General features: G+C 64.7%; 17 protein-coding genes. 7 read left to right on the plus strand and 10 right to left on the minus strand.

Translation table 11 applies throughout. The features are described from left to right. Positions 1-7 precede the first annotated feature (7 nt). The 3 genes from QBJ92_RS05890 to QBJ92_RS05900 are packed head-to-tail and all read left to right on the plus strand — an operon-like array spanning position 8 to position 3193. On the plus strand, positions 8-1318 hold the full coding sequence (locus QBJ92_RS05890; protein ID WP_277968758.1) for a DUF58 domain-containing protein: 1311 nt from the start codon (positions 8-10) through the stop codon (positions 1316-1318). After that, a complete protein-coding gene (locus tag QBJ92_RS05895; RefSeq protein WP_277968759.1) occupies positions 1315-2343 on the plus strand; it encodes a stage II sporulation protein M in 1029 nt (342 codons plus the stop codon). Before QBJ92_RS05890 ends, QBJ92_RS05895 begins: the two co-directional genes overlap by 4 nt. Continuing rightward, the gene (locus QBJ92_RS05900; RefSeq protein ID WP_277968760.1) at positions 2324-3193 is read left to right on the plus strand and encodes an RDD family protein; all 870 of its coding nucleotides are present in this window, start codon (positions 2324-2326) and stop codon (positions 3191-3193) included. The genes QBJ92_RS05895 and QBJ92_RS05900 overlap by 20 nt, the downstream gene beginning before the upstream one ends. A gap of 49 nt (positions 3194-3242) precedes the next feature. On the opposite strand, the gene QBJ92_RS05905 is transcribed toward QBJ92_RS05900, so the two are convergent. From QBJ92_RS05905 to QBJ92_RS05935, 7 genes are all read right to left on the minus strand, one after another. Further along, positions 3243-3386 carry an entericidin A/B family lipoprotein gene (locus QBJ92_RS05905; protein ID WP_277968761.1) on the minus strand — a complete coding sequence of 48 codons (144 nt, stop codon included), beginning with the start codon at positions 3384-3386 and terminating at the stop codon, positions 3243-3245. Between the two features lie 43 nt (positions 3387-3429). Then, a complete protein-coding gene (locus QBJ92_RS05910) occupies positions 3430-3696 on the minus strand; it encodes a CsbD family protein (protein ID WP_277968762.1) in 267 nt (88 codons plus the stop codon). A gap of 136 nt (positions 3697-3832) precedes the next feature. Continuing rightward, complete coding sequence (locus tag QBJ92_RS05915) at positions 3833-4744, minus strand: hypothetical protein (RefSeq protein WP_277968763.1); 912 nt, start codon at positions 4742-4744, stop codon at positions 3833-3835. Between the two features lie 58 nt (positions 4745-4802). Further along, positions 4803-4982, minus strand: coding sequence for a CsbD family protein (locus tag QBJ92_RS05920; RefSeq protein WP_277968764.1), 180 nt, complete (start codon positions 4980-4982; stop codon positions 4803-4805). A 127-nt stretch (positions 4983-5109) separates the two neighbouring features. Beyond that, a complete protein-coding gene (locus QBJ92_RS05925) occupies positions 5110-6606 on the minus strand; it encodes a helix-turn-helix transcriptional regulator (RefSeq protein WP_277968765.1) in 1497 nt (498 codons plus the stop codon). 86 nt (positions 6607-6692) lie between these two features. Next, positions 6693-8051 (minus strand): glycoside hydrolase family 27 protein, encoded by a 1359-nt coding sequence (locus tag QBJ92_RS05930; protein ID WP_277968766.1) that lies wholly within the window; start codon positions 8049-8051, stop codon positions 6693-6695. A 55-nt stretch (positions 8052-8106) separates the two neighbouring features. Further along, the gene (locus QBJ92_RS05935) at positions 8107-8829 is read right to left on the minus strand and encodes a FadR/GntR family transcriptional regulator (RefSeq protein ID WP_277968767.1); all 723 of its coding nucleotides are present in this window, start codon (positions 8827-8829) and stop codon (positions 8107-8109) included. Positions 8830-9317: 488 nt separating this feature from the next. On the opposite strand from QBJ92_RS05935, the gene QBJ92_RS05940 reads away from it, so the two are divergent. The 3 genes from QBJ92_RS05940 to QBJ92_RS05950 all read left to right on the plus strand — a co-directional run bounded on the left by QBJ92_RS05940 (position 9318) and on the right by QBJ92_RS05950 (position 15452). Then, positions 9318-12548: a glycoside hydrolase family 2 TIM barrel-domain containing protein gene (locus QBJ92_RS05940; protein WP_277968768.1), complete on the plus strand. Its 3231-nt coding sequence runs from the start codon at positions 9318-9320 to the stop codon at positions 12546-12548. Positions 12549-12600: 52 nt separating this feature from the next. Continuing rightward, the gene (locus tag QBJ92_RS05945; RefSeq protein WP_277968769.1) at positions 12601-14163 is read left to right on the plus strand and encodes an alpha-N-arabinofuranosidase; all 1563 of its coding nucleotides are present in this window, start codon (positions 12601-12603) and stop codon (positions 14161-14163) included. A 155-nt stretch (positions 14164-14318) separates the two neighbouring features. Further along, positions 14319-15452, plus strand: coding sequence for an aspartyl/asparaginyl beta-hydroxylase domain-containing protein (locus QBJ92_RS05950; protein ID WP_277968770.1), 1134 nt, complete (start codon positions 14319-14321; stop codon positions 15450-15452). A 15-nt stretch (positions 15453-15467) separates the two neighbouring features. Here the strand turns inward: QBJ92_RS05950 and QBJ92_RS05955 are convergent, their stop codons facing one another. Next, positions 15468-17486 (minus strand): glycoside hydrolase family 43 protein, encoded by a 2019-nt coding sequence (locus tag QBJ92_RS05955; protein WP_277968771.1) that lies wholly within the window; start codon positions 17484-17486, stop codon positions 15468-15470. Between the two features lie 359 nt (positions 17487-17845). Here QBJ92_RS05955 and QBJ92_RS05960 point away from each other — a divergent pair, with 359 nt between their 5' ends. Next, positions 17846-18790, plus strand: coding sequence for a pepsin/retropepsin-like aspartic protease family protein (locus QBJ92_RS05960; RefSeq protein ID WP_277968772.1), 945 nt, complete (start codon positions 17846-17848; stop codon positions 18788-18790). Positions 18791-19108: 318 nt separating this feature from the next. On the opposite strand, the gene QBJ92_RS05965 is transcribed toward QBJ92_RS05960, so the two are convergent. Together QBJ92_RS05965 and QBJ92_RS05970 are read right to left on the minus strand one after the other, a co-directional pair. Next, on the minus strand, positions 19109-19753 hold the full coding sequence (locus QBJ92_RS05965) for a PEPxxWA-CTERM sorting domain-containing protein (RefSeq protein ID WP_277968773.1): 645 nt from the start codon (positions 19751-19753) through the stop codon (positions 19109-19111). Between the two features lie 242 nt (positions 19754-19995). Next, positions 19996-21006, minus strand: a complete 1011-nt coding sequence (locus QBJ92_RS05970; protein WP_277968774.1) for a zinc-binding alcohol dehydrogenase family protein — start codon at positions 21004-21006, stop codon at positions 19996-19998. Between the last annotated feature and the right edge of the window lie 12 nt (positions 21007-21018).

The raw sequence follows: 21018 nt of genomic DNA on the forward strand, positions 1-21018 counted from the left end.
TGAGCGCGTGATCTATCCGACTCGCCTTGCGGTGCTGGCGGCGGCGGCAGGAGCTCCGGTTGCGCTGGTGATCGGCGTGCTGCTGCCGGATCGCTGGTATGCCGGGTTGGCGTGGCCGCTTGCGGTGCTGATGCTGGCGGCGGTCGATGCGGTGTCCGGTCGGCGGCAGGCGCACGCAAGTGTCGACGTGCGCGATACCGTCGCCGTGGGGGAAACGATCGACGCGACCGTCACCGTTACGCTCGAGGGGCGTGACCCGCCGGCCAGTGCCGAGGTTGCGGTGTTGGTCAACGCGCTGTTCGCGACCGAGGATGATGCGCGCGCGCGTGTCGCCCTGCGCAATGGCAAGGGCGCGGCGCTGCTCGCGCTGACGGCACTGCGACGCGGGACTGGGCGGGTCGACCGGATCTGGCTGCGCTGGCGCGGTCGGCTGGGGCTGGTCTGGCATCAGCGGAGCATCGCCGCCGACGTACGGATCGCGGTCCGGCCGGATATCCGCGTCCTGAAAGACAAAGGGGCCGAGATTTTCCGCCGTCACGCGATGGAAGGCCTGCTGACGCAGGTCGATCGCGGGGACGGGACCGATTTCGATGCGTTGGTCGAGTTCCGCTCGGGCATGGATCGACGCGCGATCGACTGGAAACAGTCGGCGCGGCATCGCAAGCTCCACGCCAAGGAATATCGCACCGAACGCAACAACCAGATCGTCTTCGCGATCGATGCGGGGCGGCAGATGTCGGACCCGGTCGCGGGGCTGTCGCGTGTCGATCGCGCGGTGTCGGCGATGCTGCTCACCGCGTGGGTGGCGTTCAAGCTGGGGGACCGGGTCGCGCTCCATGCGTTCGATTCGCGACCGCGGATCGCGAGTGGGCTGGTGTCGGGGGTGCCCGCCTTCGCCAATCTCCAGCGGCTGGCGGCCGAAATTGACTACAGCGCAGAGGAAACCAACTACACCTTCGCGCTGACCACGCTGGCGACGCGGCTGACCCGGCGGTCGATGATCGTGCTGTTTACCGAATTCACCGATCTTGTCAGCGCGGATTTCCTGGTGCGCGCATCGATGCGGATCGTGAAGACGCATCTGCTTCTGGTGGTGGTGCTGCGCGACGAAGATGTCGAGGCGATCGTGGATCGCGCGCCCGCCACGGCGGACGACGTCACGCGGGCTGTGACCGCGGCGGCGCTGCTGCGCGATCGCAAGCTGGTGCTGGCGCGGCTGAAACATGTCGGCGTCCATGTCATCGAGGCGGAGCATGACCGTGTCGGGGAACGCCTCGTCGCGGGCTATGTCGCGCTCAAACGGAGGAACGCATTGTGACGGCGTCCGTATCGCCCGTGGCGCAGCCGGTGCTGGTCAACGCCAGCCGCTTTCGCGCAGCGCATGCCGCGGAGTGGGAACGGCTCGACGCGATCGTCCGGCGGATCGAGCGGCGGTCGATCCGCGCGGTGCCGCAGGACGATCTGCTTGCGCTGCCGTTGTTGTATCGGACGGCGTTGTCGTCGCTGTCGGTCGCGCGCGAGACGTCGCTCGACCGGGCGTTGATCGACTATCTCGAACAGCTGTGTACGCGGGCCTATTTCCAGCTGTACGGCGTCCAGACGTCGGCCTGGACGCAGCTCAGGCGGTTCTTCGTGCAGGGCTGGCCGGCCGCGGTGCAATCGCTGTGGCGCGAGACGCTGGTGTCCTTCCTGCTGACGGTTGCCGGGGTTGTCGTCGGCTATCTGATCGTGCGCGGCGACGCAGCGTGGTTCTTCGCGATCGTCGGGGACAGCATGGCAGGCGGGCGCGATCCGTCCGCCTCGGTCGAGACGTTGCGCAAGACGCTGTACGCGCCCCAACAGCAGAACATGCTGGCGACGTTCGCGGCGTATCTGTTCACGCACAATGCGCAGATCGCGATCTTCTCGTTCGCGCTGGGCTTCGCCTTCGCGGTCCCGACCGCGCTGCTCATTACCTATAACGGGATGATGCTGGGGGCATTTCTGGCGGTGTTCGTGCCCAAGGGGCTGGGGTTCGGGTTTGTCGGCTGGATCATGATCCACGGCACGACCGAATTGTTCGCGATCATCCTGTCGGGCGCGGCGGGGTTCCGCATCGGTACCGCGATCGCCTTTCCCGGGCGACGGACGCGCGGCGATGCGGCGGTCGCGGCGGGGCAGACCGGCGCGGTCGCGATGGCGGGGGCGGTGGTGATGCTGCTCGTCGCCGGGTTGCTCGAGGGGATCGGGCGGCAGGTGCTGACCGATGATTTCACCCGCTACGCGATCGGCACGGCGATGCTGATCGGGTGGCTGCTGTACTTCTACCTGCCGAGGAAATCCGATGCGCCAGCCGCGTCCTGAAGCGCGCCCTGAAGCGGACGGTCTGCGGCGCAGCTTCATCACGCCCGAAGGCGTCGACCTGCGGCTGACACTGGGCAGTGCGGGAACGCGCGCTGCCGCCTTTCTGATCGATGCGATCGCGGTGGTCGCGGTCCTGGTGGTCGCGACGATCGTGATCTTCACGCTGTTCTTTTCGGTCCACGCGCCGGCGCTTGCGATCGTCTGGATGATCGGCTTCTTCGTGCTGCGCAACGGCTGGTTCACGCTGTTCGAAATGGGCGGGCGCGGCGCGACGCCGGGCAAGCGCATCATGGGGCTGCGCGTGGTCGCGCGCGATGGCGCCCGGCTCAGCGGGGGAGCGTTGATCGTCCGGAACGCGATGCGCGAGGTCGAGCTGTTTCTGCCGCTCACGTTTCTCGGCACGCAGGCGGCAGAGGGCACGGCGGATACGTTCGTCACGCTGTTTTCGCTCGGCTGGAGCGGAATTTTCCTGCTGTTCCCGCTGTTTAACCGGGACCGGTTGCGGGTGGGGGACCTGCTCGCGGGGACGTGGGTGGTTCGCACGGTCGGCGTCACGCTTGGGTCGGAACTGGCGGTGCCTGAAGCCCGACCGCGTCGCAGTTTCAGCGATGCCGCGCTCAGCCTGTACGGTGAATATGAACTTCAGACGCTCGAGGACGTCCTGCGCGCCGGACAGCGCGATTCCATCGCAACGGTCGCGGCGACGATCCGGCGAAAGGCAAACCTGACCGACGACGGCGACGACCTCGGCTTCCTGACCGAATATTATGCGGCCCTGTGCGTGCGGCTTGAGCGCGGGCTGCTGGTCGGCCGGCGGCGCCTCGACAAATTTGCGGACGCGAAACGCTAAAAACCCCGACGCGAGCATTGCCACGTCGGGGTCTTTCTAGAGGGCAGGATCAGTGCTTCTTATTTTCGCCGGACACATCCGATACCGCGCTGCCCGCGGACTTGATGTCCTTGCCCGCCCCGTTGACCGTGTTGCAGGCCGATAGCGACACAGCGGCAACGGCGGCGAGGGTGAAAAGCATCTTGGTCTTCATGCTTCGAATTCCTTCATGCAAGAATTTCTTGAACGCGTGCAGATCAAGCGCGGCGCGCGCTGAGACCAGTGACGAGCGCACCGAGCGCAAATCCGGCGATCGCGGTGAGGCCGAGTGCGAGCAGCGGGCTATGCTCGACGGTCGCGCGGGCGGCGTCGACGGCATCGCCGTAGGTTCCTTCAAGCTGACCGGTGACCTTGCGTACGGCGCCCGAAACCTCGCTGGACCGATCTCCGGTCAACTTGCCGAAGCCTTCTTCGATCGAGCCTGCAGCCTGCTTGATCCCGCCGGTAACCTGATGCGTGTCCATGAAATATCTCCTTTTGATTGCGTTCAATGCGATGCGAATAGTGCATTGGATCCGACGACCACCGCGTTGATACGCTACAGGCGGTGGCCGTCGTCTCCGCGCGCCCTAGGGGCTGGCGCGCATCCTCCAGCGTCGGTTAGACGCGGCGGACCTCATGACCGCGGCGGCGCGTAGCGGCGGCCCCGGCAAACCCGGCTGCACCGGCGCCGAGCAACAGCGCGATGACGGCGGTGAACGATGTCCCAGCAGCGGCGCTGGCGCCGGTATCGGCTGCGGACTTGGCGGTCTCGACCGTGTTGTTCTTCGCGGCGATGAACTGCTGCTTGGCGCGCGTGACCTGCGCCGCTGCTTCCGGGCGCGAAATCTTGCGCTGCGCGGCGACGATGTCGACGATCCGGGCTTCTGCCTGGTTACCCTCAGCGCCGCCACGAGCCATTGCGGGCAACTGCTTGGCGACTTCCTTCTGCGCTTCCTGCGAGGTCATTTGCGCGGGGTCGCTCGGTGCGGAGTCGAGGTAGGCGGCGGCCTGATCCTGGACGTCGATTCCCGCTGCCTTGGCAACGGTCGGTGCGCTTGCGCCGATGCTGGTACCTGCCGCGCTCGCGACGCTGCCGATCGTGCGGAACGTGCCGCCGATGATCGACCCTACGGCCGAGCTCAACAGGTACAGCGTGATGATGAGGGTCACGCCCCAGATGACGAGGCCGTGGACAAACCCGTCAAAGCGTTCGGTCAAGCCAGCGATACGCGATGCGGCATAGCTGCCTGCGCCGAGTGCAACGATCGTGCTGACCACCCACCACAGTCCTGCACCGATCCCGAACCCGCTCGCGCTGGGCGTGGACCCGTTGACCGGGTCGACCAGGCTCATCCCGATGCCGGTGCCGAGCAGGCCCAGGACGATCTGAACCGCGATCGCGATCGTCACGCCGGCGAAGACCGCCTGCCATGACATGCGCGAGCCGTGGACGACTGCGCTTCCCGCGACATGGTCGTGTGCGTGATGGGAGTCCGATCCGTGGATCGGATCAACGTACGTGTGTGCCATTTTCTTTTCTCTCATGGATCATTGACGTCACCGTCGGGCGAAGCCGCCCGCGGTCATCCTAAGGATTGAGGGTGTCGCGTGCGGCGGCCTTGGCTTCGCCGCGTTCGGACTGCGCCTTGCCGGCGGCCTTTTCGGCAGCGCCCTTGGCTTCGACGCTACGGTCGCCGGTGATCTTGCCGATCGCTTCCTTGATCGATCCGGTCGCCTGCTTGCCGGCGCCTTCGATGCGGTCGTCCATCTTGCCCATCCTTTCGCTCTGGGCGGCGCGGGGTGACCGCGTCGCCTTCGAGGAAAGGAAATAGTCCCGAACCGTGCCTACCCTAGAGCGATTTGCACCCAATCGTTTAGTGCAAACGGGTGTAAAATTAACCGTCCTTTGCTACAGAACGGCGTGAAGATGGCAGCGGAAAGCCGCGTTCGCGCGCCCATATGATCGCGGCCGAACGACGGTTTACGCCCAATTTTCCGTAGATCCGCGCGACATTGTTGCGCACGGTGTTGCGGGACACGCCCATGGCCGCGGCCACCGCCGCATCGTCGAGCCCTTCGCACATCAGGCTCAGCGTCTCGCGTTCGCGACCGGTGAGCGAGGCAACTTCGGCGACATAGTGCTGCGCGCTCGGCGCGCGCAGGTTCGCGAGTTTCTCGACGATAGTCCGGCTGAACCAGTTGGTGTCGCGCATCACCGTCTCGATCGCGCCGATCAGTTCGCGTTCGGAGCGACGGCGTTCGGCGATGTCTTGGATCACCCACAAAACGCAATCGCTGCCATGCATCGGAATGATGCCGGTGGAGATCAGGACGTCGATCCGCTCACCGTCCTTGCGCTGGAGGCATGCGTCGCGCGCCTGGAAGCCGCCGTGGTCGTGCATCGCCTGTTCGACCTCAGCGCGTGCGCTCGCGCCTTCGACCAGTTTGAGCGAGCAGGCCGTTTGCTGCTTGATGTCGTCGGCGGTGTAGCCGGTCAGTTCCAGCAGCGCGGCGTTCGCCTGGAGGAACCTGTGCCCGTCGAGCGTCGCCACCGCCATGCCGATCGGCGCGAGTTCGAATGTGCGGTGCGCACGCTGTTCGCTTTCGCGCAATTCGCCTTCGATCCGGCGGCGCGGCTCGAGATCGGCGAAGGTGAACAGCATGCAGGATTGTTCGTTGAGGTCGATCGGTTGCCCGCCGACGATCACGAGCTTGCGGCCACCCCCCGGCAAGTGCAGGTCCGCCTGCATCTGCGGGATCGTCCGCCCCTCGCGCAGGCGTTGCTTGGCGAGGCCCGGGTCCGACACGTCCGCGAGCACGTCGAGATCATAGACGGTGTGGCCCAGCACATCCTCGCGCTCCCATCCGGTCATCTCGAGAAAACCGGCGTTGACCTTGACGAACCGCTGATCGGACAGGCGGCAAATGACGGCGGGCGCGGGATTGGCCTTGAACGTCTGTTCGAACCGCTCCTCCGCCTCGAACCGCAGCGAGACATCCTGGATGACCAGCACGAGCAGGTCGGGATTGTCGTCGCTGTCGGTCAGCACCAGACTGCGGATCTGATGAATCCAGCGCGCTTCCTCATCCCCGTCGCGCAGGACCTCGACGATCACCTCACTGAATTCTTGTCCTGCGACGACGCGCTCCAATGGATAATCGGGCGCGTCGAGCCAGTGGTTGTTGCGATAGCGTAGGCGAAACCGGCTGCGATACTCATCGATCGTCTTGCCGAGATCGGGAATCCGCTCGACCCCGTGCATCCGCAAGCCCGCCTCGTTCGCCCACAGGATGTCCTGCTCGGGCGAGACGATGATGACCCCCTCGGTCAGGCCGGACACGATCTGCTGGAGTCGGCGCAGGTCGACGCCGGTATGATGGAGTGCGGGCATGGCCTTCGGGTTCCGGTCGTTTCGCAAGGATCACGATAACGCCAGTCGGACGAGGTCGGCAGCATGCCCGCACCAAATTTCCGCCGTCAGGCTGGCGCGAGGCGATACAGCGCAGCGCCGTGCGCCGGCAATTGTCGCGTCAGTCGATCGCGAGCAATGCCTTCGTCCGCGCGGCTCCACAGGTCGCGCACCCGAACCGCGCGCGGCGCGCCGATCGCGGTCAGGTCGAGCGTCACGGAATGCGCTTCCTTGCCGGTGTTGAACAGCGCGAGATAGCGGTCGGGCCCATCTTTCGGCCGGGCGGTCCAGACGCGCGCCGCATCGGTCAGGTAATGCGGCTGATTGTCGCGGCTCGCCTGGTTGACCGCGATGACCTCGGGGTTGGTGAGCAACGCCAGCGTCGGCGCGTCGAGGTGTCGCAAGTCCCCGCCCATGATCAGCGGGGAGCGGGCGATCGACCAGAGCGTCATCACCGTGCGCTGTTCGTCCGGCGTGAAGCGCGTGTCGCGCTCACCGAGCGAAAGGCGCCCGAGCGGGAGCATGTCGGCATCCGGCCACGCACCCGCGCGGCGATAGGGGTTCCAGTTCTCGAGCCGGGTGAACTGTGCCTCCAGCATCGCCCAATTGTCCCAGAAATCGTCCGAAATGCGCCACATCTGCGCATGGCGCGAGACGTGGTCGGCGCGCCCGACCGGGGTTTCGCCGGGGGAGAGGCTGAACACGATCGGGCGGCCGGTGGCGCGAATGGCGCGCGCGGCGGCCTCGATCTCGGGGGCGTGCGCATCATAGGGGCGGCTCATGTCGTCCATCTTGACGAAATCGACGCCCCATGACGCGAACAGCGCGAAGACGCTGTCGTAATAGGCCTGCGCACCGGGTTTGCGCATGTCGACACCGTACATGTCGGGGTTCCAGCTGCACACGCTCGACGTGTCGGCGATCGCACTGGCGCGCAGATTGGTGCCGAGGATCGGCAGGTCCCGCTCCACCGCAAGCCGCGGGATGCCGCGCATCAGGTGGACGCCGAAACGCAACCCCAGCTTGTGGACGATATCGGCGAGCGGACGGAAGCCCGCGCCGCCGGCGCTCGACGGGAACCGGTTGGGGGCGGGGAGCAATCGGCCATAGGCGTCGAGCGTCGGCTGTGGCTTTTCGTTGTACGTGTAGCTCTTGGCCGCTGGATCGTACCATTGGATGTCGACGGTGAACACGTCGTAGCCCGACGGCAGCAGCTTGTCCGCCATGATGCGCGCGGTTTCGATCGCCTGCGCCTCGGTGATCGTCGTCGCGAAGCTGTTCCAGCTGTTCCATCCCATCGGCGGGGTCGGGGCGAGGATGGGCGAGCCACCTGATTTTGCGGGCAGTGCGGGCGTCAGCGCGAGCGCCGCGCTGCTGCCAAGGCCCAGGCCGGCGCCTTGCAGAATCGTTCGGCGAGTCAGGCTCATGTCACGTCATCTCCGGTATGGCTAAGTCGAAATCGAGGGTGGACTGGGGTGGATGTCACGCGCCGATCAGGCTTGCGGTATCGTCTTCGGCTTGCTGGATCAGCGCGACCGTGGCTTCGCGGGCCGCGGCGCATTCGCTCGCGGCGATCGCATCGAACAGGCGCTGATGCTGCGGCATCGAATCGCTCGGCTGGATCGGTTGGCGGTGTTTGTAGATCGTCGTCCAGCGTACCGCGGACCCGATCGTCCCGGCCAGACTGACCAGTAACTCGTTGTGCGTCGCCTCCAGGATGATGTGGTGGAAACGCTGGTCCGCCGCCTGGCCGATCGGCGAGGCAAGGCCGTGGGTGTACATTTCCTCCAGCGCATGCCCCATTCCGGACAGCTGGCGCGAAGTCCGCGTCGCGGCGGCGAGTTCGGCGGCGGCGGGTTCGATGATGAGCCGGAGCTGGAACAGGCTGCGGACGAACGTCGCGGGGGGTTCGGCTTCGAACATCCACGCCAGCAGGTCGGGATCGAGCAGGTTCCATTCGGAACGCTCGCGGACTCGTGTCCCGGTTTTGGGCTTGCTTTCGAGAAGGCCTTTCGCGCTGAGCATCCGCAACGCTTCGCGAATGACCCCGCGCGAGATGCCGCGCTGCTCCGCAAGTTCGTGTTCGCCCGGCAGGATCGACAGCGGAAGATGACGGCCCGTGACGATTGCAATGCCAATGTCCCGCGCAACCGCGCTATGCGCCGGTTCGCGGCGTCGTTCGGGAACCACATGGTTCGTCGTCATCGTTCCTCGCCACCTTGTTCTTTGGTCCGCCACGTTTGGCTGAAGCATCATAAATGATTGCGGTAACCCTTATCGCGCAAATTTCAGTCTTGTCCTACAATTAATCCCTGCTTATAACTCATACAAGCAGTCGATCGGAACAACGGGCAATACGTTGTCGTCATCGACGGGCAAAAGGGAGGGTCTGGCCATCGCAAACATCCGACACAATACGCGTCTGTGCGTATCGCCCTTGGCGGATCGGGGTTCGGTTGCGGTTGTCGAACGCTCCGGTTCATGCTCGTCCTGATGCCCCGACAGCCGTGCCGCTGATCGATCCTTGCACCTCATCGATTCCCTCCTGCCGACGTGGCGCCAAAAGCCACGTCGGCGTTTTTTTGAGAATCCGGGTGTGGCACCTGTGACAAATCCAATTTCGCGCGGCGTTGTCGCGCGCCCGGCCGCGTGATGCGCGCGGCGACCCCTCGATCCGATACCGGGAGACTCACATGAAGCTTCGCACTCTATTGATCGGCGTCAGCACGCTGGGTCTCGCCACCGCCGCCGTCGCGCAGAATGCCCCGCAGGTTCAGCCGGTACAAATCGATCCGTCGCGCCCCGACTGGGAGAACCCCGCGGTGTTCGCGCGCAACAAGCTGCCTGCGCATGTGACGAGCTTCCCGTTCGAGACCCGCGCCGCGGCGCTCGCCGGAGACAAGGCACGATCGGCGCGCTTCCTCAGCCTTGACGGGACGTGGAAGTTCGCCTTCTCGCCCTCGTCGGATGCCACCCCGACCGGGTTCGAGCAGCCCGGCTTCGACGTCGCCTCCTGGAAGGACATCAAGGTGCCCGCGGACTGGCAGACGCAGGGGTTCGACCAGGCGCGCTACAACAACATCGTCTATCCGTTCCCCGCCAACCGCCCGCTGATCCCCCACGCCACCAACCCGGTCGGCAGCTATCGCCGCGACGTCACGCTGCCCGCTGCGTGGAGCGGACAGGACGTGATCCTGCACATCGGCGCGGCGGGCTCCGCCTATGACGTGTGGGTCAACGGCAATAAGGTCGGCTATTCGGAGGACTCGAAGCTCCCGAGCGAATTCGATGTCACGCCCTTCGTGACCGCAGGCCGCAACACGGTCGCGATCCAGATCCATCGCTGGTCGGACGGCTCCTATCTCGAGGATCAGGATTTCTGGCGCGTCTCGGGGATCGAGCGCGAAGTGTATATGATGGCGGCGCCCAAGACCCGCGTGAACGACATCTTCGTCCATGCCGGGCTCGACAAGGCGTATCGCGACGGCGTGCTGTCGACCGAAGTTACCGTGTCGCCGACGACGAAGCCCGTCACCGCGCGCATGACGCTGATGGAGGGGGATCGTGCGGTGCTGGTCCGCGCGCAGGCGGTGAAGGCCGGTGCGGCGGCGCAGACCGTGACGCTCGCGGCCCCCGTACCGGGCGTGAAGCCGTGGACCGCCGAGACGCCCAATCTCTATACGCTGCTGGTCGAACTGGTGGGCACGGACGGCAAGGTGATCCAGGCGACGCCACAGCGCATCGGCTTCCGCACGGTCGAAATGAAAGACGGCCAGGTCAGCGTCAACGGCAAGCCGATCATCATCCGCGGTGCCAACCGCCACGAACATGACCCGGAAACCTTCCACGTCATTTCCGAAGCATCGATGCGCCGCGACATGGAGCTGATGAAGCGCTCCAACATCAACGCGGTGCGCACGTCGCACTACCCCAATGATCCGCGCTGGTATGCGCTGGCGGACGAATACGGCCTGTACGTGATGGACGAGGCCGATATCGAGAGCCACGCCTACATGGAGTACGGCAACAACCACGCCGAGGAGCGTGCCAAATACCAGCTCGGCTTCGATCCGGCGTGGAAGGAGGCGCATGTCAGCCGCGTCGTCAACATGGTCGAGCGCGACAAGAACCATCCCTCGGTGATCTTCTGGTCGCTCGGCAACGAAGCCGGGATCGGCCCGAATTTCGCCGCGGCTGCCGCTGCGGCGCGGGCACGTGATCCGAACCGGTTGATCAGCTATCTCGGTTGGGGGACGTTCGACAAGATCGATGACCATCGCCCGAACTTCTACGCCGACATCTACGCGCCGATGTACGACAGCGCGGACCAGATGGCGAATTACGCGACCAACTGGAACTTCGCGCAGCCGATCATCCAGTGCGAATATGCGCACATGATGGGTAATTCCGGCGGCAATCTGCTCGATTACTGGAACACGATCTACGCGCACCCGAAGAAACTGCAGGGCGGGTTCATCTGGGACTGGGTCGACCAGTCGATGTACCGCTACACCAAGGACGGTCGTCGCTATTGGGGCGATGGCGGCGAATATGGCCCCAACCCCGGCGGCGACATCGAGTTCGGCGATGGCCTGCTCCAGTCGGACCGCACGCCCAACCCGGCCTGGTACGAATTGCAGAAAGTCTATGCGCCGATCCAGTTCGAGGGGTTCGACCCAGCGACCGGACGCGTGACGGTGCGCAACCGGCATGATTTCCGCGACCTGACGGGCTTCGGCTTCGACTGGGAAATGCAGGAAGACGGTGTCGCGATCGCCAAGGGCGCGCTCCCCTCGATGAAGACCGCGGCGCACGGAACCGAGACGGTGACGCTCCCGATCGGCACGATCCCGCGCAAATCGAGGTCCGAATATTTCGTAACGGTGCGCGCGCGCGCCGAAGCTGGCGCGGTGCCGCTGGTGCCCGCAGGCTATGTGGTGAGCTGGGAACAGTTCGCAACCGGCCCGGCGCCCGTACAGGCGGTCGTGCCTGCGCGCGGGTCCGTCGCCACGACGGATCGGGACGGCGCGCTGACGCTCAGCGCGGGCGGCGCGACGCTGGCGATCGATCGCAAGACCGGGCTGGTGCGGCGCTATGCGCAGGGCGACGTCACGCTCGCGACTGGCGGCGCACCGCATTTCTGGCGTGCGCTGACGGACAACGACATCGGCATCGGCACCGCCAAGCAACTCGCGGTGTGGAAGACGATGAGCGAGACGCGCACCGTCCGCAGCGTGACGCGCGTCTCGGGGGCTGACGGCGCCGCCGGGATCCGCGTTGAGTATGCGCTGGGTGACGGCGCGGCGACCTTTACCACGCTGTACACGATGACCGGCGATGGCGCGGTCGCGGTGCAGGGCGATCTGACCCCGCTCAAGCAGGATCTGCCGCCACCGTTCCGCGTCGGTCTGGCCTTCGCGATGCCGACCGCCATCACGACGGCGGAGTGGTATGGCCGCGGGCCGCACGAAAGCTATGTCGACCGCAAGACGTCCGCGCCGATCGGCCTGTGGCGCGGCGCGATCGCCGAGCAGAACCACGACTACATCCGCCCGCAGGAAACCGGCAACAAGGTCGACGTCCGCTGGATGGAGTTGAGCGGGGCAGGGCACGGCCTGCGCGTCAGCGGCGACAAACCGTTGATGATCAACGCGTTGGCTTTCCCTTACGCCGATCTCGACCGGCATACGCCCGGCACGTGGAAGTCGACCGATGTCGTCCCGCACGGGCAGGTGACGTTGCTGGTCGATGGCGCGCAATGGGGCGTCGGCGGGGATACGCAATGGAGCGAGCTCGGCAAGCCGCTGCCCAAGTATCGCGTACCGCTCGCACCGACCCGTGTCAGCTTCCGCCTCGCGCCGTTCACCGGCGCGGGCACGACGCCCGACAAGGCGCTCCCCGCCACGGCCACGACCGGGGAATGACCCGCACTCTTCCTGCGGCCGACGGTCGCTACGGTATTCAAGGAGCTTATCGATGATCAAACGTTTTGCCGGAATGACGATCGCGGCGTTGCTGCTGGGCGCGAGCCTGCCCGCGTTCGCGCAGGCGGCGCCCGAAACCACCGATACCGTCACCGTCCACGGCGACCGCCCCGGTCCCAAATATGACAAGCGCCTGTTCGGCCAGTTCGCCGAGCATCTCGGCAAGGGCATCTATTCGGGCATCTGGGTCGGCACCAACAGCAAGATCCCCAACGTCCAGGGCTATCGCAGCGACGTGATCGCCGCATTGAAGGCGATCAAGGTTCCGTTGATCCGCTGGCCCGGCGGTTGCTTCGCCGACGAATATCACTGGCGGGAAGGGATCGGCCCGCGCGGCAAGCGCCCGGTCAAGGTCAACACCAACTGGGGCGGCGTGACCGAGGACAATGCGTTCGGAACGCACGAGTTCATGAATTATGCCGAGCTGGTCGGCGCGGAAAGCTACGTCTCGGGCAACGTCGGTACCGCCTCGCCGCAGGAAATGGCGGAATGGGTCGAGTACATGACTTCGCCGACCGCATCGACGATCGCCAACCAGCGTCGCGCGAACGGTCGCAAGGAGCCGTGGAAGCTGACGATGTTCGGCATCGGCAACGAGCTGTGGGGCTGCGGCGGCAACATGCTCCCGGACTATGGCGCGGACGTCACGCGGCGCTATTCGACCTTCTTGAAGGTGCCTGAGGGCCAGAAGCTGCTCAAGATCGCGAGCGGCGCGAACGTCGACGATTACGTCTGGACCGAGACGATGATGCGCAAGGCGGGCGACCAGATCGACGGGATCGGCGCGCATTATTACACCATTCCCTATGACTGGAAGAAGAAGGGCGCCGCGACCGGGTTCGACGAAGACGGGTGGGCGCGCACGCTTTCCAAGACGCTGCGGATGGATGCGCTGATCGTCGGCCATTCCAAGGTGATGGACAAATATGATCCGGCCAAGCGCGTCGCGCTGCTGATCGACGAATGGGGTACGTGGTACGACGTCGAGCCGGGCACCAACCCGGGCTTCCTGTACCAGCAGAACAGCCTGCGCGACGCGATGGTGGCGAGCCTCAACCTCGACATCTTCGCACGGCATGCCGATCGTGTGCGCGGCGCCAACATCGCGCAGATGGTCAACGTGCTCCAAGCGATGCTGCTGACCGACGGCGCGCGGATGGTGAAGACCCCGACCTATTGGGTGTTCGATCTGTACAAGGACTATCAGGACGGCACCGTCCTGCCGATCGACGTCCAGTCGCATTATTACAACAAGAACGAATGGACGATGAAGGCGGTCAGCGCGAGCGCGGTGCGCGGGTTGGACGGCGCGGTGCACGTTGGGCTGACCAACGTCGATCCCAATCGCGCCACGACGGTGAGCGTCAAGCTCGACGGCGTGCCGGGTGCGACCGTGTCGGGGCGGATCCTGACGGGAACCGCGATCGATGCGCACAACACGTTCGATGCGCCGGAAACGGTCAAGCCGGTCGCCTTCACCGGTGCGACGTTGCAGGGCGGGGTGCTGACGGTCGCGATCCCGGCCAAGGCGATCGTGATGCTCGACATCAAGTGAGCGAGAGCGGGGCCGCGCCAGGAACGTCGCGGTCCTTCTTTGAAAGCGTTACGACATCGCCTCAAACGCGCCTTGGCAAAACATTGAGTCGATACATGTAGCTGCACATGAAACGCGACAGTGACACTGGCTAATATCGGTGTACGCTGCCAGGAATGGCACGGGACGATCAGCGCGCGACCGCTCAGGCGGGGTGGGCCGCATGGCAGCGGGGCGATGTCGCGACCGCCCGCGCTTTGTTCGAGGATGTTGCGGCGGCGGGGGTGGCGACCCCCGCTTTGTGGCTGCTTCTGGCGCAGGCGCGGATCGCGACCGGTGCCGAAGACCTTGTCGATCAGGCACTTGATCATGTCCTTGCAATGGAGCCGCGCAACGTTGCTGCGTTGATCCTGAAGGGAGATCGCGCCGCGGATGACCGTGCGGCGACGTCTTATTATCAGTTGGCCGTTTCGCAGGGGCAAGGAGCACAGGTTGCGGATCCCGCGACCAAAGCTTTGATAAGCCAAGCACAAACGAAGCTGGCGCGGATGGCCGAGCGCTTTGCGACACATCTTCGAGCCACAATGGCGGCGCATCCGGCAAGCGCGCGTTTCGAGGAGGCGGTCGCGCTCTTGCTCGGGGAGAAGCAGTTGTACTTCCAGAGCCCGACGAACTTCTTCTTTCCGGGCTTGCCGCATCGCCAGTTCTTCCCGCCGGTGGAATTCGATTGGGCGGCCGGTCTGATGGCGGAAACCGATGAAATTGAAGCGGAACTTCGCGCGTTCCTGGACGAAGGGGCCGGCCTGTCGCCCTATGTGCGTGCCGACCCGACGCGCGCCAGCCGCGGCCATGCGCTGCTCGACGATCCGCGGTGGAGTGCGTTCCATTTGTTCGAGAACGGCGATCCGGTGCCACGCGCGGAGGAGCGATTTCCGCGTACGATGGCGGCGTTGGCGCGGGTGCCGATGCCCGTGATTGCCGCGCGGTCTCCGATGGCGCTTTTCTCGGTTTTACAGCCGGATACGCACATTCCGCCGCATAGCGGGATGCTCAACACGCGGCTGATCTGCCATTTGCCGCTGATCGTTCCGGCGGGCTGCACGTTGCGCGTGGGCAATGACGTCAGACCCGTGGAACGCGGCAAGCTCATGATTTTCGACGATTCTATCGAGCATGAAGCGTGGAATCGAGCGGACACGACGCGGGTCGTTCTGCTGTTCGAGGTGTGGCGCCCCGAGCTTTCGGCCGACGAGCGCGCGGCGTTGACGGTGCTGTTCGAATCCGTTGGCCTCTACGCTGGCGGGCAATGACCCGGGAAGCCGAAATTACCGGACATTCCAGCGGCTTCGGTCCGCGTTGTCCGCGGTTGCGCCGGGGCTGTCGGCGCGGAGCGTGCCGGTGTCGGTCTGGTGGAGGTAGCGGTTGGTCGATAAGGCCATCAGCAGCGCGCCGCCGCTAAGGCTTTCCATCCATTGGAAACTTTGCGTCGGGTCGCGGTCGGCGCGTTTGGGTTGCCACGCTACGCTGCCGTCCGGAAGCGCCGTCAACGCGCGGTTGCCCTGTTCCAGACCGACGCGCCCGAGCCCGTGATCGACCACGCGGACGCCGCCCTGCAACAGCGCAGGCGTCTCCCTGGTCCCCACCGGCATGAAACGAACCGTGCGATTATAAGGGATTGCGGGGCGACTCTCGGAACGGCGTTCGGCGAGGGTGTAGGACAGGAAGTCGGCTTGGCCGCCGGGGGTGCCCCCCTGATGATAGGCAAACAGACCGTAGCGGACCCCCTGGAAAGTGATCAACTGAAACGCCATCTGTACGGGAGCGCCGATCGGCGTGAAGCTGCGGCCATCGAGCGAATAGCTGTAGCGCGCGGTTTCGGTCGTGAAATCGGCGTCGGTTCGCAGCCATATGTGGCCGGTTTCGAGCCGAACCCGTGCCTTTTCGCCGCCGATTTCGTCGGTTTGCACCAGGAATAGCGCGCTTTCGTCGCGCCGCACCCCGAACCAGCTATACGGTCGGTTGAGCAGCCCGAGCCCGGCGACATCGCCGACCTTGAGTCCGCTCGCGTCGAGTTCGACGGTCGGTGAAGATTGCGGACCGATCGCGCGTTGGGTGAGCGTATTGCGCGCTTGCAGGAAGCCGGTCGCGGGGAGCGCGTGGAGCCGCAACGCGCCCTTGCGTTCGCTCAGCGACCAGGCGGCGGGAACGGGGACGTGGTTCCATTGCCAGACGGGCCGCAACCCGGGGCCGTCGAACGGGTCGCTCCGCACGTAGGGCGCACGATCGGGGGTCTGGGGCAAGTCAGGCTTGATCCAGGTGCGCGGGGTCCGGCCGAGATTGCCGGGGAGCCCGAAATACGGCCAGCCGTCCTTCCACGTCACCGGCGACAGCGCGGTCAGCCGCCCGACCGAATTGCCCTCGAACATCGACCAGCCCCAGGTGTCGCCTTTGGGCGTCTGAATGACTCCGCCCTGGTGCAGCGACAGGCCGCCGCGCGCCTTGGGGTTGGGGGGCGTCAGCACCAGCGGATCGGCGCGCGCATCCTTGACGCGGTAGCCCTGCAGCTCGCCGAAATCCTCCCACTGACTAATCGACGGGTTGATCTCATACGGCCCGAGCGGCGAACTGGACCGCGCGGCGGGCATCCGGAACGGCCCGGCATATTCGGCGCTGGTGATGAAGTATTTGCCGTTCATCTTGAAGAAGTGCGAGCCTTCACCCATCCCGCTGCCCTTGGGGATGATGATCCGTTCGCTGCCGGGGACGATGTCGGTCAGGGTCGCGTCGAGCTGCGCGAGGTGGATCTCCTGATAGCCCCAGATGACGTAGGTCTTGCCGTCGTCGTCGAACAGCACCGACAGATCGTGGAAACTGCGCTTCATCGGCGTGCGCTTCCACGGCCCGCGCGGGGCGGGCGCGGTCAGCATCTGGGTCGTCTGCCCGTTGACGTTGCTGAAGATGTAGAAGGTGCCCGCGTGATAGCGGAAGCTCGGCGCCCAGATCCCGCGGCCATAGACGTTCTCGCCCTTTTCGAGCCGATAGGCGGAGCCCAGATCGAGCGTATCGAGCGCGTAGGTGACGAAATCCCAGTTCACCAGATCGCGCGAATGGAGGATCGGCAGGCCCGGCATCGCGTGCATGGTGGTGCCGGTGAGGTAGAAATCGTCGCCGACCCGGATCATGTCGGGATCGGAGAATTCATCGAAGAACAAGGGGTTGGTGTAGGTGCCGTTGCCGTTGTCGGCGGTCCAGGTGGCGGCGGAGCGCGGCTGTTGCGGGGCCGCGTCGAGGGGGGCCGCGAAGGGAAGGGCGAGGGCGACGCTTGCGAGCCAACACCATTTCATACGTCTCTCCCCTGGGTGTGGTTCGCGCGATGTCGGCGCGGTGTCATTAGTAGGAGTAATAGCGCGATTGGGGGGCTTGGCAACCGATCGCGCGGGCGTGACCGGTGCATGGGGGTGCCTTCCGCAGGTCGTTTCCGGCGTAAACATGGCCTCTGCAAAACCATCTGTGTTCGCCCGCAAGCTGCCGATCAGCTTTTGGGAACGGTGGTCGCGTTCATAGTGGCGGAACGTCGCAATGTGGTGGTGAAGTGACGGTCCGCTTTTGAGCGAAGCTATTGCTATAGCGGACGAAGGGATTGATACTGCTTGGCATGTTTTTGGCTAAGTCCCGCAGTTCCCCTTACGGGAGGCTTCTGCTGATGCTTTTGCTCACCAGCGGGCCGGCGCGTGCATGGCAGTCAACGCCGCCTAGTCCTATTCTTAATCTCCCGACCGCGCAGGAACAGAACAAGCGGCCCATCATCCGTCTTGTCGCAGGACGCGATTGGGCACCGCAAAGCATGGAGATCGTGAAAGGCCTCATTCTCTTCCAAGGGCGGTTGAATGGAAGGCCCGCGACAATCCTCCTGGACAACGGGACGGGGCGAACGATCGTCGATACCACCTTCGCTCGGCAGGCTGGCATTCCCATCGGTGAACCCATGGGCGACGCCTTGACCGGGACTACCCGGATAGCGACGTTCAGGATAGGTCCTACCGTCCTTGATGTCCCGCACGCGTTCACGATGACGGGAGAGCTGGTCTCTTTCGACCTGCGTCCAATGTCACAGGCACTTGGAAGGCAGGTGGATGCGGTGTTGGGGGTCGACGCCACCAATGTTATGGCTGTGATGATACAGCCCGACAGGAAGCAATTATCGCTGGTGTCGAGCGGGTCGATTAAACTCGACGGCCCGGACGTGGTCAGACTCCCTCTGCTGACAGGTAACCAGATCGAAGCCGCTATCAACGGCCATAAGGTCAGGCTGCTTGTCGATTTCGGATATTCTGGTGCGGTTCGGCTCAGTGACGCGGCTTGGAAACAAGCCATGGGCGGGTCAGGCGTTAGAGGAGCCGGGCAAAATAGCATCATGGCTGACGGCACCGCGCTAAAATCCAGGGCGGCCCCAGGTACCCTGAACATAGGTCGCCTCGCTTCCGGGAATGCCCCGATCGCCAGCGGTTATGTGCCTGTAGGAGCAAGCGACGGTTTACTCGGCACCGGCTTCTTTCTCAAAGGAACCAGTGTCGTCGATGGTCCGGCGCGGCAGGTGATGCTTATCGTGCGGCGAGAGGCGAAAAGGTCAGCCACCTCCCTCCCGTAAGCGTTTGTAGCCGGTCCACTTTCAGTTATCGCTTCACCGACCGTAAAGGCCAATTTGAGCGTTTGAGACCGACCGCTTTCGGGCGTCCGCTTTTCCCATCGCCACTGTTGCGTTGTGGCCGCTTGCAGACTGTCAGCTTTCCCGCCCGATAGCTGCCGATCGGCGTTCGGGCGCGATGGACGCCGGCACAGAGCCGGAACGGCAATCTGTGGTGGGTAACGGTCTGCCCGCTTTTCGCACCGTGGCTACCATTCACCTGGGGACCCAGCGAAGAGCCGCCGGCCTTCCGGCCCGCGGCTCTTTTCATTCGTCTCGAGATTAAGCGTAGGTGACAGTTGCCTTGAGCCGCGGGCGACGACGAACGGCGAAACCGATGATGCCGAAGCCCGTCAACATCAAAGCCCAGGTCGTAGGTTCCGGAACGGCTCCAGCCGCCTGCGTCATGACGTTGTCGAATTCGAGGCCGTCATTCTGAACCCGAAAAACAGCTGAGCTGAAAGGGGTATCAGAGAGCACGCCAAAGAACCCCAGGTTTGGAAACCCACTGATTGGTACACCCGTGACCGTGCCTGCACCGGTTAGAACCAACGAACCCATAGACCCCGACGTGTATCGAAAGCCTAAAGCATAAATGGGTTGCGCGAACGATAGAGAGACACTCGTCGTTGTCGGGGAAAGCCCGTTCGCGCCGATAAACCGACCGCTCCCGAATATATTGGACGTATTGACGAAGACTCTACTGTCAGTCGAAGTCAAGGCGAAGGTAGGTGTTGTGATCGTCGTGCTGCCCGAACTTGATTCGAATGTCTCCAATTGGGTGACCCCCACTGCAGCATTGAACGAATTCAGAGAATTATAAGAAACGATTGTAGCGGCGCCCGCTGCACTGGCGCACGTGGCAATCCCGGTTAACGCCACGCAATGAATGAGAAAGTTTGAGAGTCGACGCGTAATGTTCCTCATCGAGATCACTCCGTTGTTGCTCTCGTGATCTCCGCATGATTCGTGCCATTTTGGGATTCCCTGAACTTTTGTGTCCAGGAATTAGGTATGTGTAAACATTCCTTACACTTCCACGCGCCGTTGGGTAAGATTTGCGCGTGACACCCTCGCGCGTGCGCGACGGTGTCACGCGAATGCGCGACAATCCGCAATTGCTCGGCACGCGCTTGTCTTGAACGGCATCGTTCGGCGCGAACCCCCGCTCAAAACCGCGCGATCGCCTTCAGCACATGGTCCGCCTCTGCGATCAGCTCGGGCATCCGCGTCGGGATCTCGTCCGCGTCGAGGCTGTGGGTGTGGAGCGCGTCGGTCGGGATGCGGCCGCTGAGGATCGCCTGTTTGACGCGCTCGAAATCGGCGGAGAGCGCGTTGCGGCTGGCGATCAGCGTCGTCTCGCGCTTGTGGAATTCGGGGTCGGCGAAGACCAGATCGCCGGGGGCGACGCCGACCAGGATCAGCTTGCCGCCGTGCGCGACATAGGCGAGGCTGGCGGCCATCGCGGCGAGCGATCCGGTCGCGTCGAACACCGCATCGAACATTTCGCCGCCGGTCAGCTCGGCGAGCGTGGCGGCCATGGCGGGGCCGGCCTCGACCGTGGTTTCGAACCCGAGGTTGGCGCGCGCGAAGGCGAGCCGGGTCGGGCGCGTATCCGCGAGCGTGACGTGCGCGCCGTTGAAGCGCGCGAACAGACCGGTGCCGACGCCGATCGGTCCGGCGCCCACCACCAGCACGCGCGCGCCCGACGGGACCTCCGCGCGCGCGACGGCATGCGCGCCGATCGCGAGAAATTCGATCATCGCCGCCTGTTCGAGCGTCAGCGCGCCCGCGTCGAGGACCGCGCTTTCGGGGACGGCGAGCAGCTCCGCCATCCCGCCGTCCGAATGAACCCCGAGCACGCTGATGTTGACACAGGCGTTGGGCTTGCCGTTGCGGCAGGCGATGCACGTGCCGCACGCGAGATACGGGTTGATCGCGACGATCTGCCCCGATCGGAACGCGGAGCCTTCGGGCGCCTGTTCGACCGTGCCCGACAGTTCATGGCCCATCACGCGCGGGTAGGCGAGGAACGGATGCCGCCCGGCGTAGATATGATAATCCGTCCCGCACAGTCCGACCCGGCGAATCCGGACGAGAACTTCGCCGGCGCGCGGCAACGGAGCGGGACGATCCTCGATCGCGAGGCTGAACGGTTCGCGACACACAACGGTTTTCATTTTCCGATCCTC

This window comes from Sphingomonas echinoides, from assembly GCF_029623395.1.
GTDB classification, from domain to species: domain Bacteria; phylum Pseudomonadota; class Alphaproteobacteria; order Sphingomonadales; family Sphingomonadaceae; genus Sphingomonas; species Sphingomonas echinoides_A.

Excerpts from the sequence above, each read along its gene's own strand:
- QBJ92_RS05930 (WP_277968766.1), bottom strand. The coding sequence starts at position 8,051 with ATGAGCCTGACTCGCCGAACGATTCTGCAAGGCGCCGGCCTGGGCCTT.
- QBJ92_RS05970 (WP_277968774.1), bottom strand. The coding sequence starts at position 21,006 with ATGAAAACCGTTGTGTGTCGCGAACCGTTCAGCCTCGCGATCGAGGAT.
- QBJ92_RS05915 (WP_277968763.1), bottom strand. The coding sequence starts at position 4,744 with ATGGCACACACGTACGTTGATCCGATCCACGGATCGGACTCCCATCAC.
- QBJ92_RS05935 (WP_277968767.1), bottom strand. The coding sequence starts at position 8,829 with ATGACGACGAACCATGTGGTTCCCGAACGACGCCGCGAACCGGCGCAT.
- QBJ92_RS05905 (WP_277968761.1), bottom strand. The coding sequence starts at position 3,386 with ATGAAGACCAAGATGCTTTTCACCCTCGCCGCCGTTGCCGCTGTGTCG.
- QBJ92_RS05900 (WP_277968760.1), top strand. The coding sequence starts at position 2,324 with ATGCGCCAGCCGCGTCCTGAAGCGCGCCCTGAAGCGGACGGTCTGCGG.
- QBJ92_RS05925 (WP_277968765.1), bottom strand. The coding sequence starts at position 6,606 with ATGCCCGCACTCCATCATACCGGCGTCGACCTGCGCCGACTCCAGCAG.
- QBJ92_RS05940 (WP_277968768.1), top strand. The coding sequence starts at position 9,318 with ATGAAGCTTCGCACTCTATTGATCGGCGTCAGCACGCTGGGTCTCGCC.
- QBJ92_RS05945 (WP_277968769.1), top strand. The coding sequence starts at position 12,601 with ATGATCAAACGTTTTGCCGGAATGACGATCGCGGCGTTGCTGCTGGGC.
- QBJ92_RS05955 (WP_277968771.1), bottom strand. The coding sequence starts at position 17,486 with ATGAAATGGTGTTGGCTCGCAAGCGTCGCCCTCGCCCTTCCCTTCGCG.
- QBJ92_RS05920 (WP_277968764.1), bottom strand. The coding sequence starts at position 4,982 with ATGGACGACCGCATCGAAGGCGCCGGCAAGCAGGCGACCGGATCGATC.
- QBJ92_RS05965 (WP_277968773.1), bottom strand. The coding sequence starts at position 19,753 with ATGAGGAACATTACGCGTCGACTCTCAAACTTTCTCATTCATTGCGTG.
- QBJ92_RS05960 (WP_277968772.1), top strand. The coding sequence starts at position 17,846 with ATGCTTTTGCTCACCAGCGGGCCGGCGCGTGCATGGCAGTCAACGCCG.
- QBJ92_RS05950 (WP_277968770.1), top strand. The coding sequence starts at position 14,319 with ATGGCACGGGACGATCAGCGCGCGACCGCTCAGGCGGGGTGGGCCGCA.
- QBJ92_RS05910 (WP_277968762.1), bottom strand. The coding sequence starts at position 3,696 with ATGGACACGCATCAGGTTACCGGCGGGATCAAGCAGGCTGCAGGCTCG.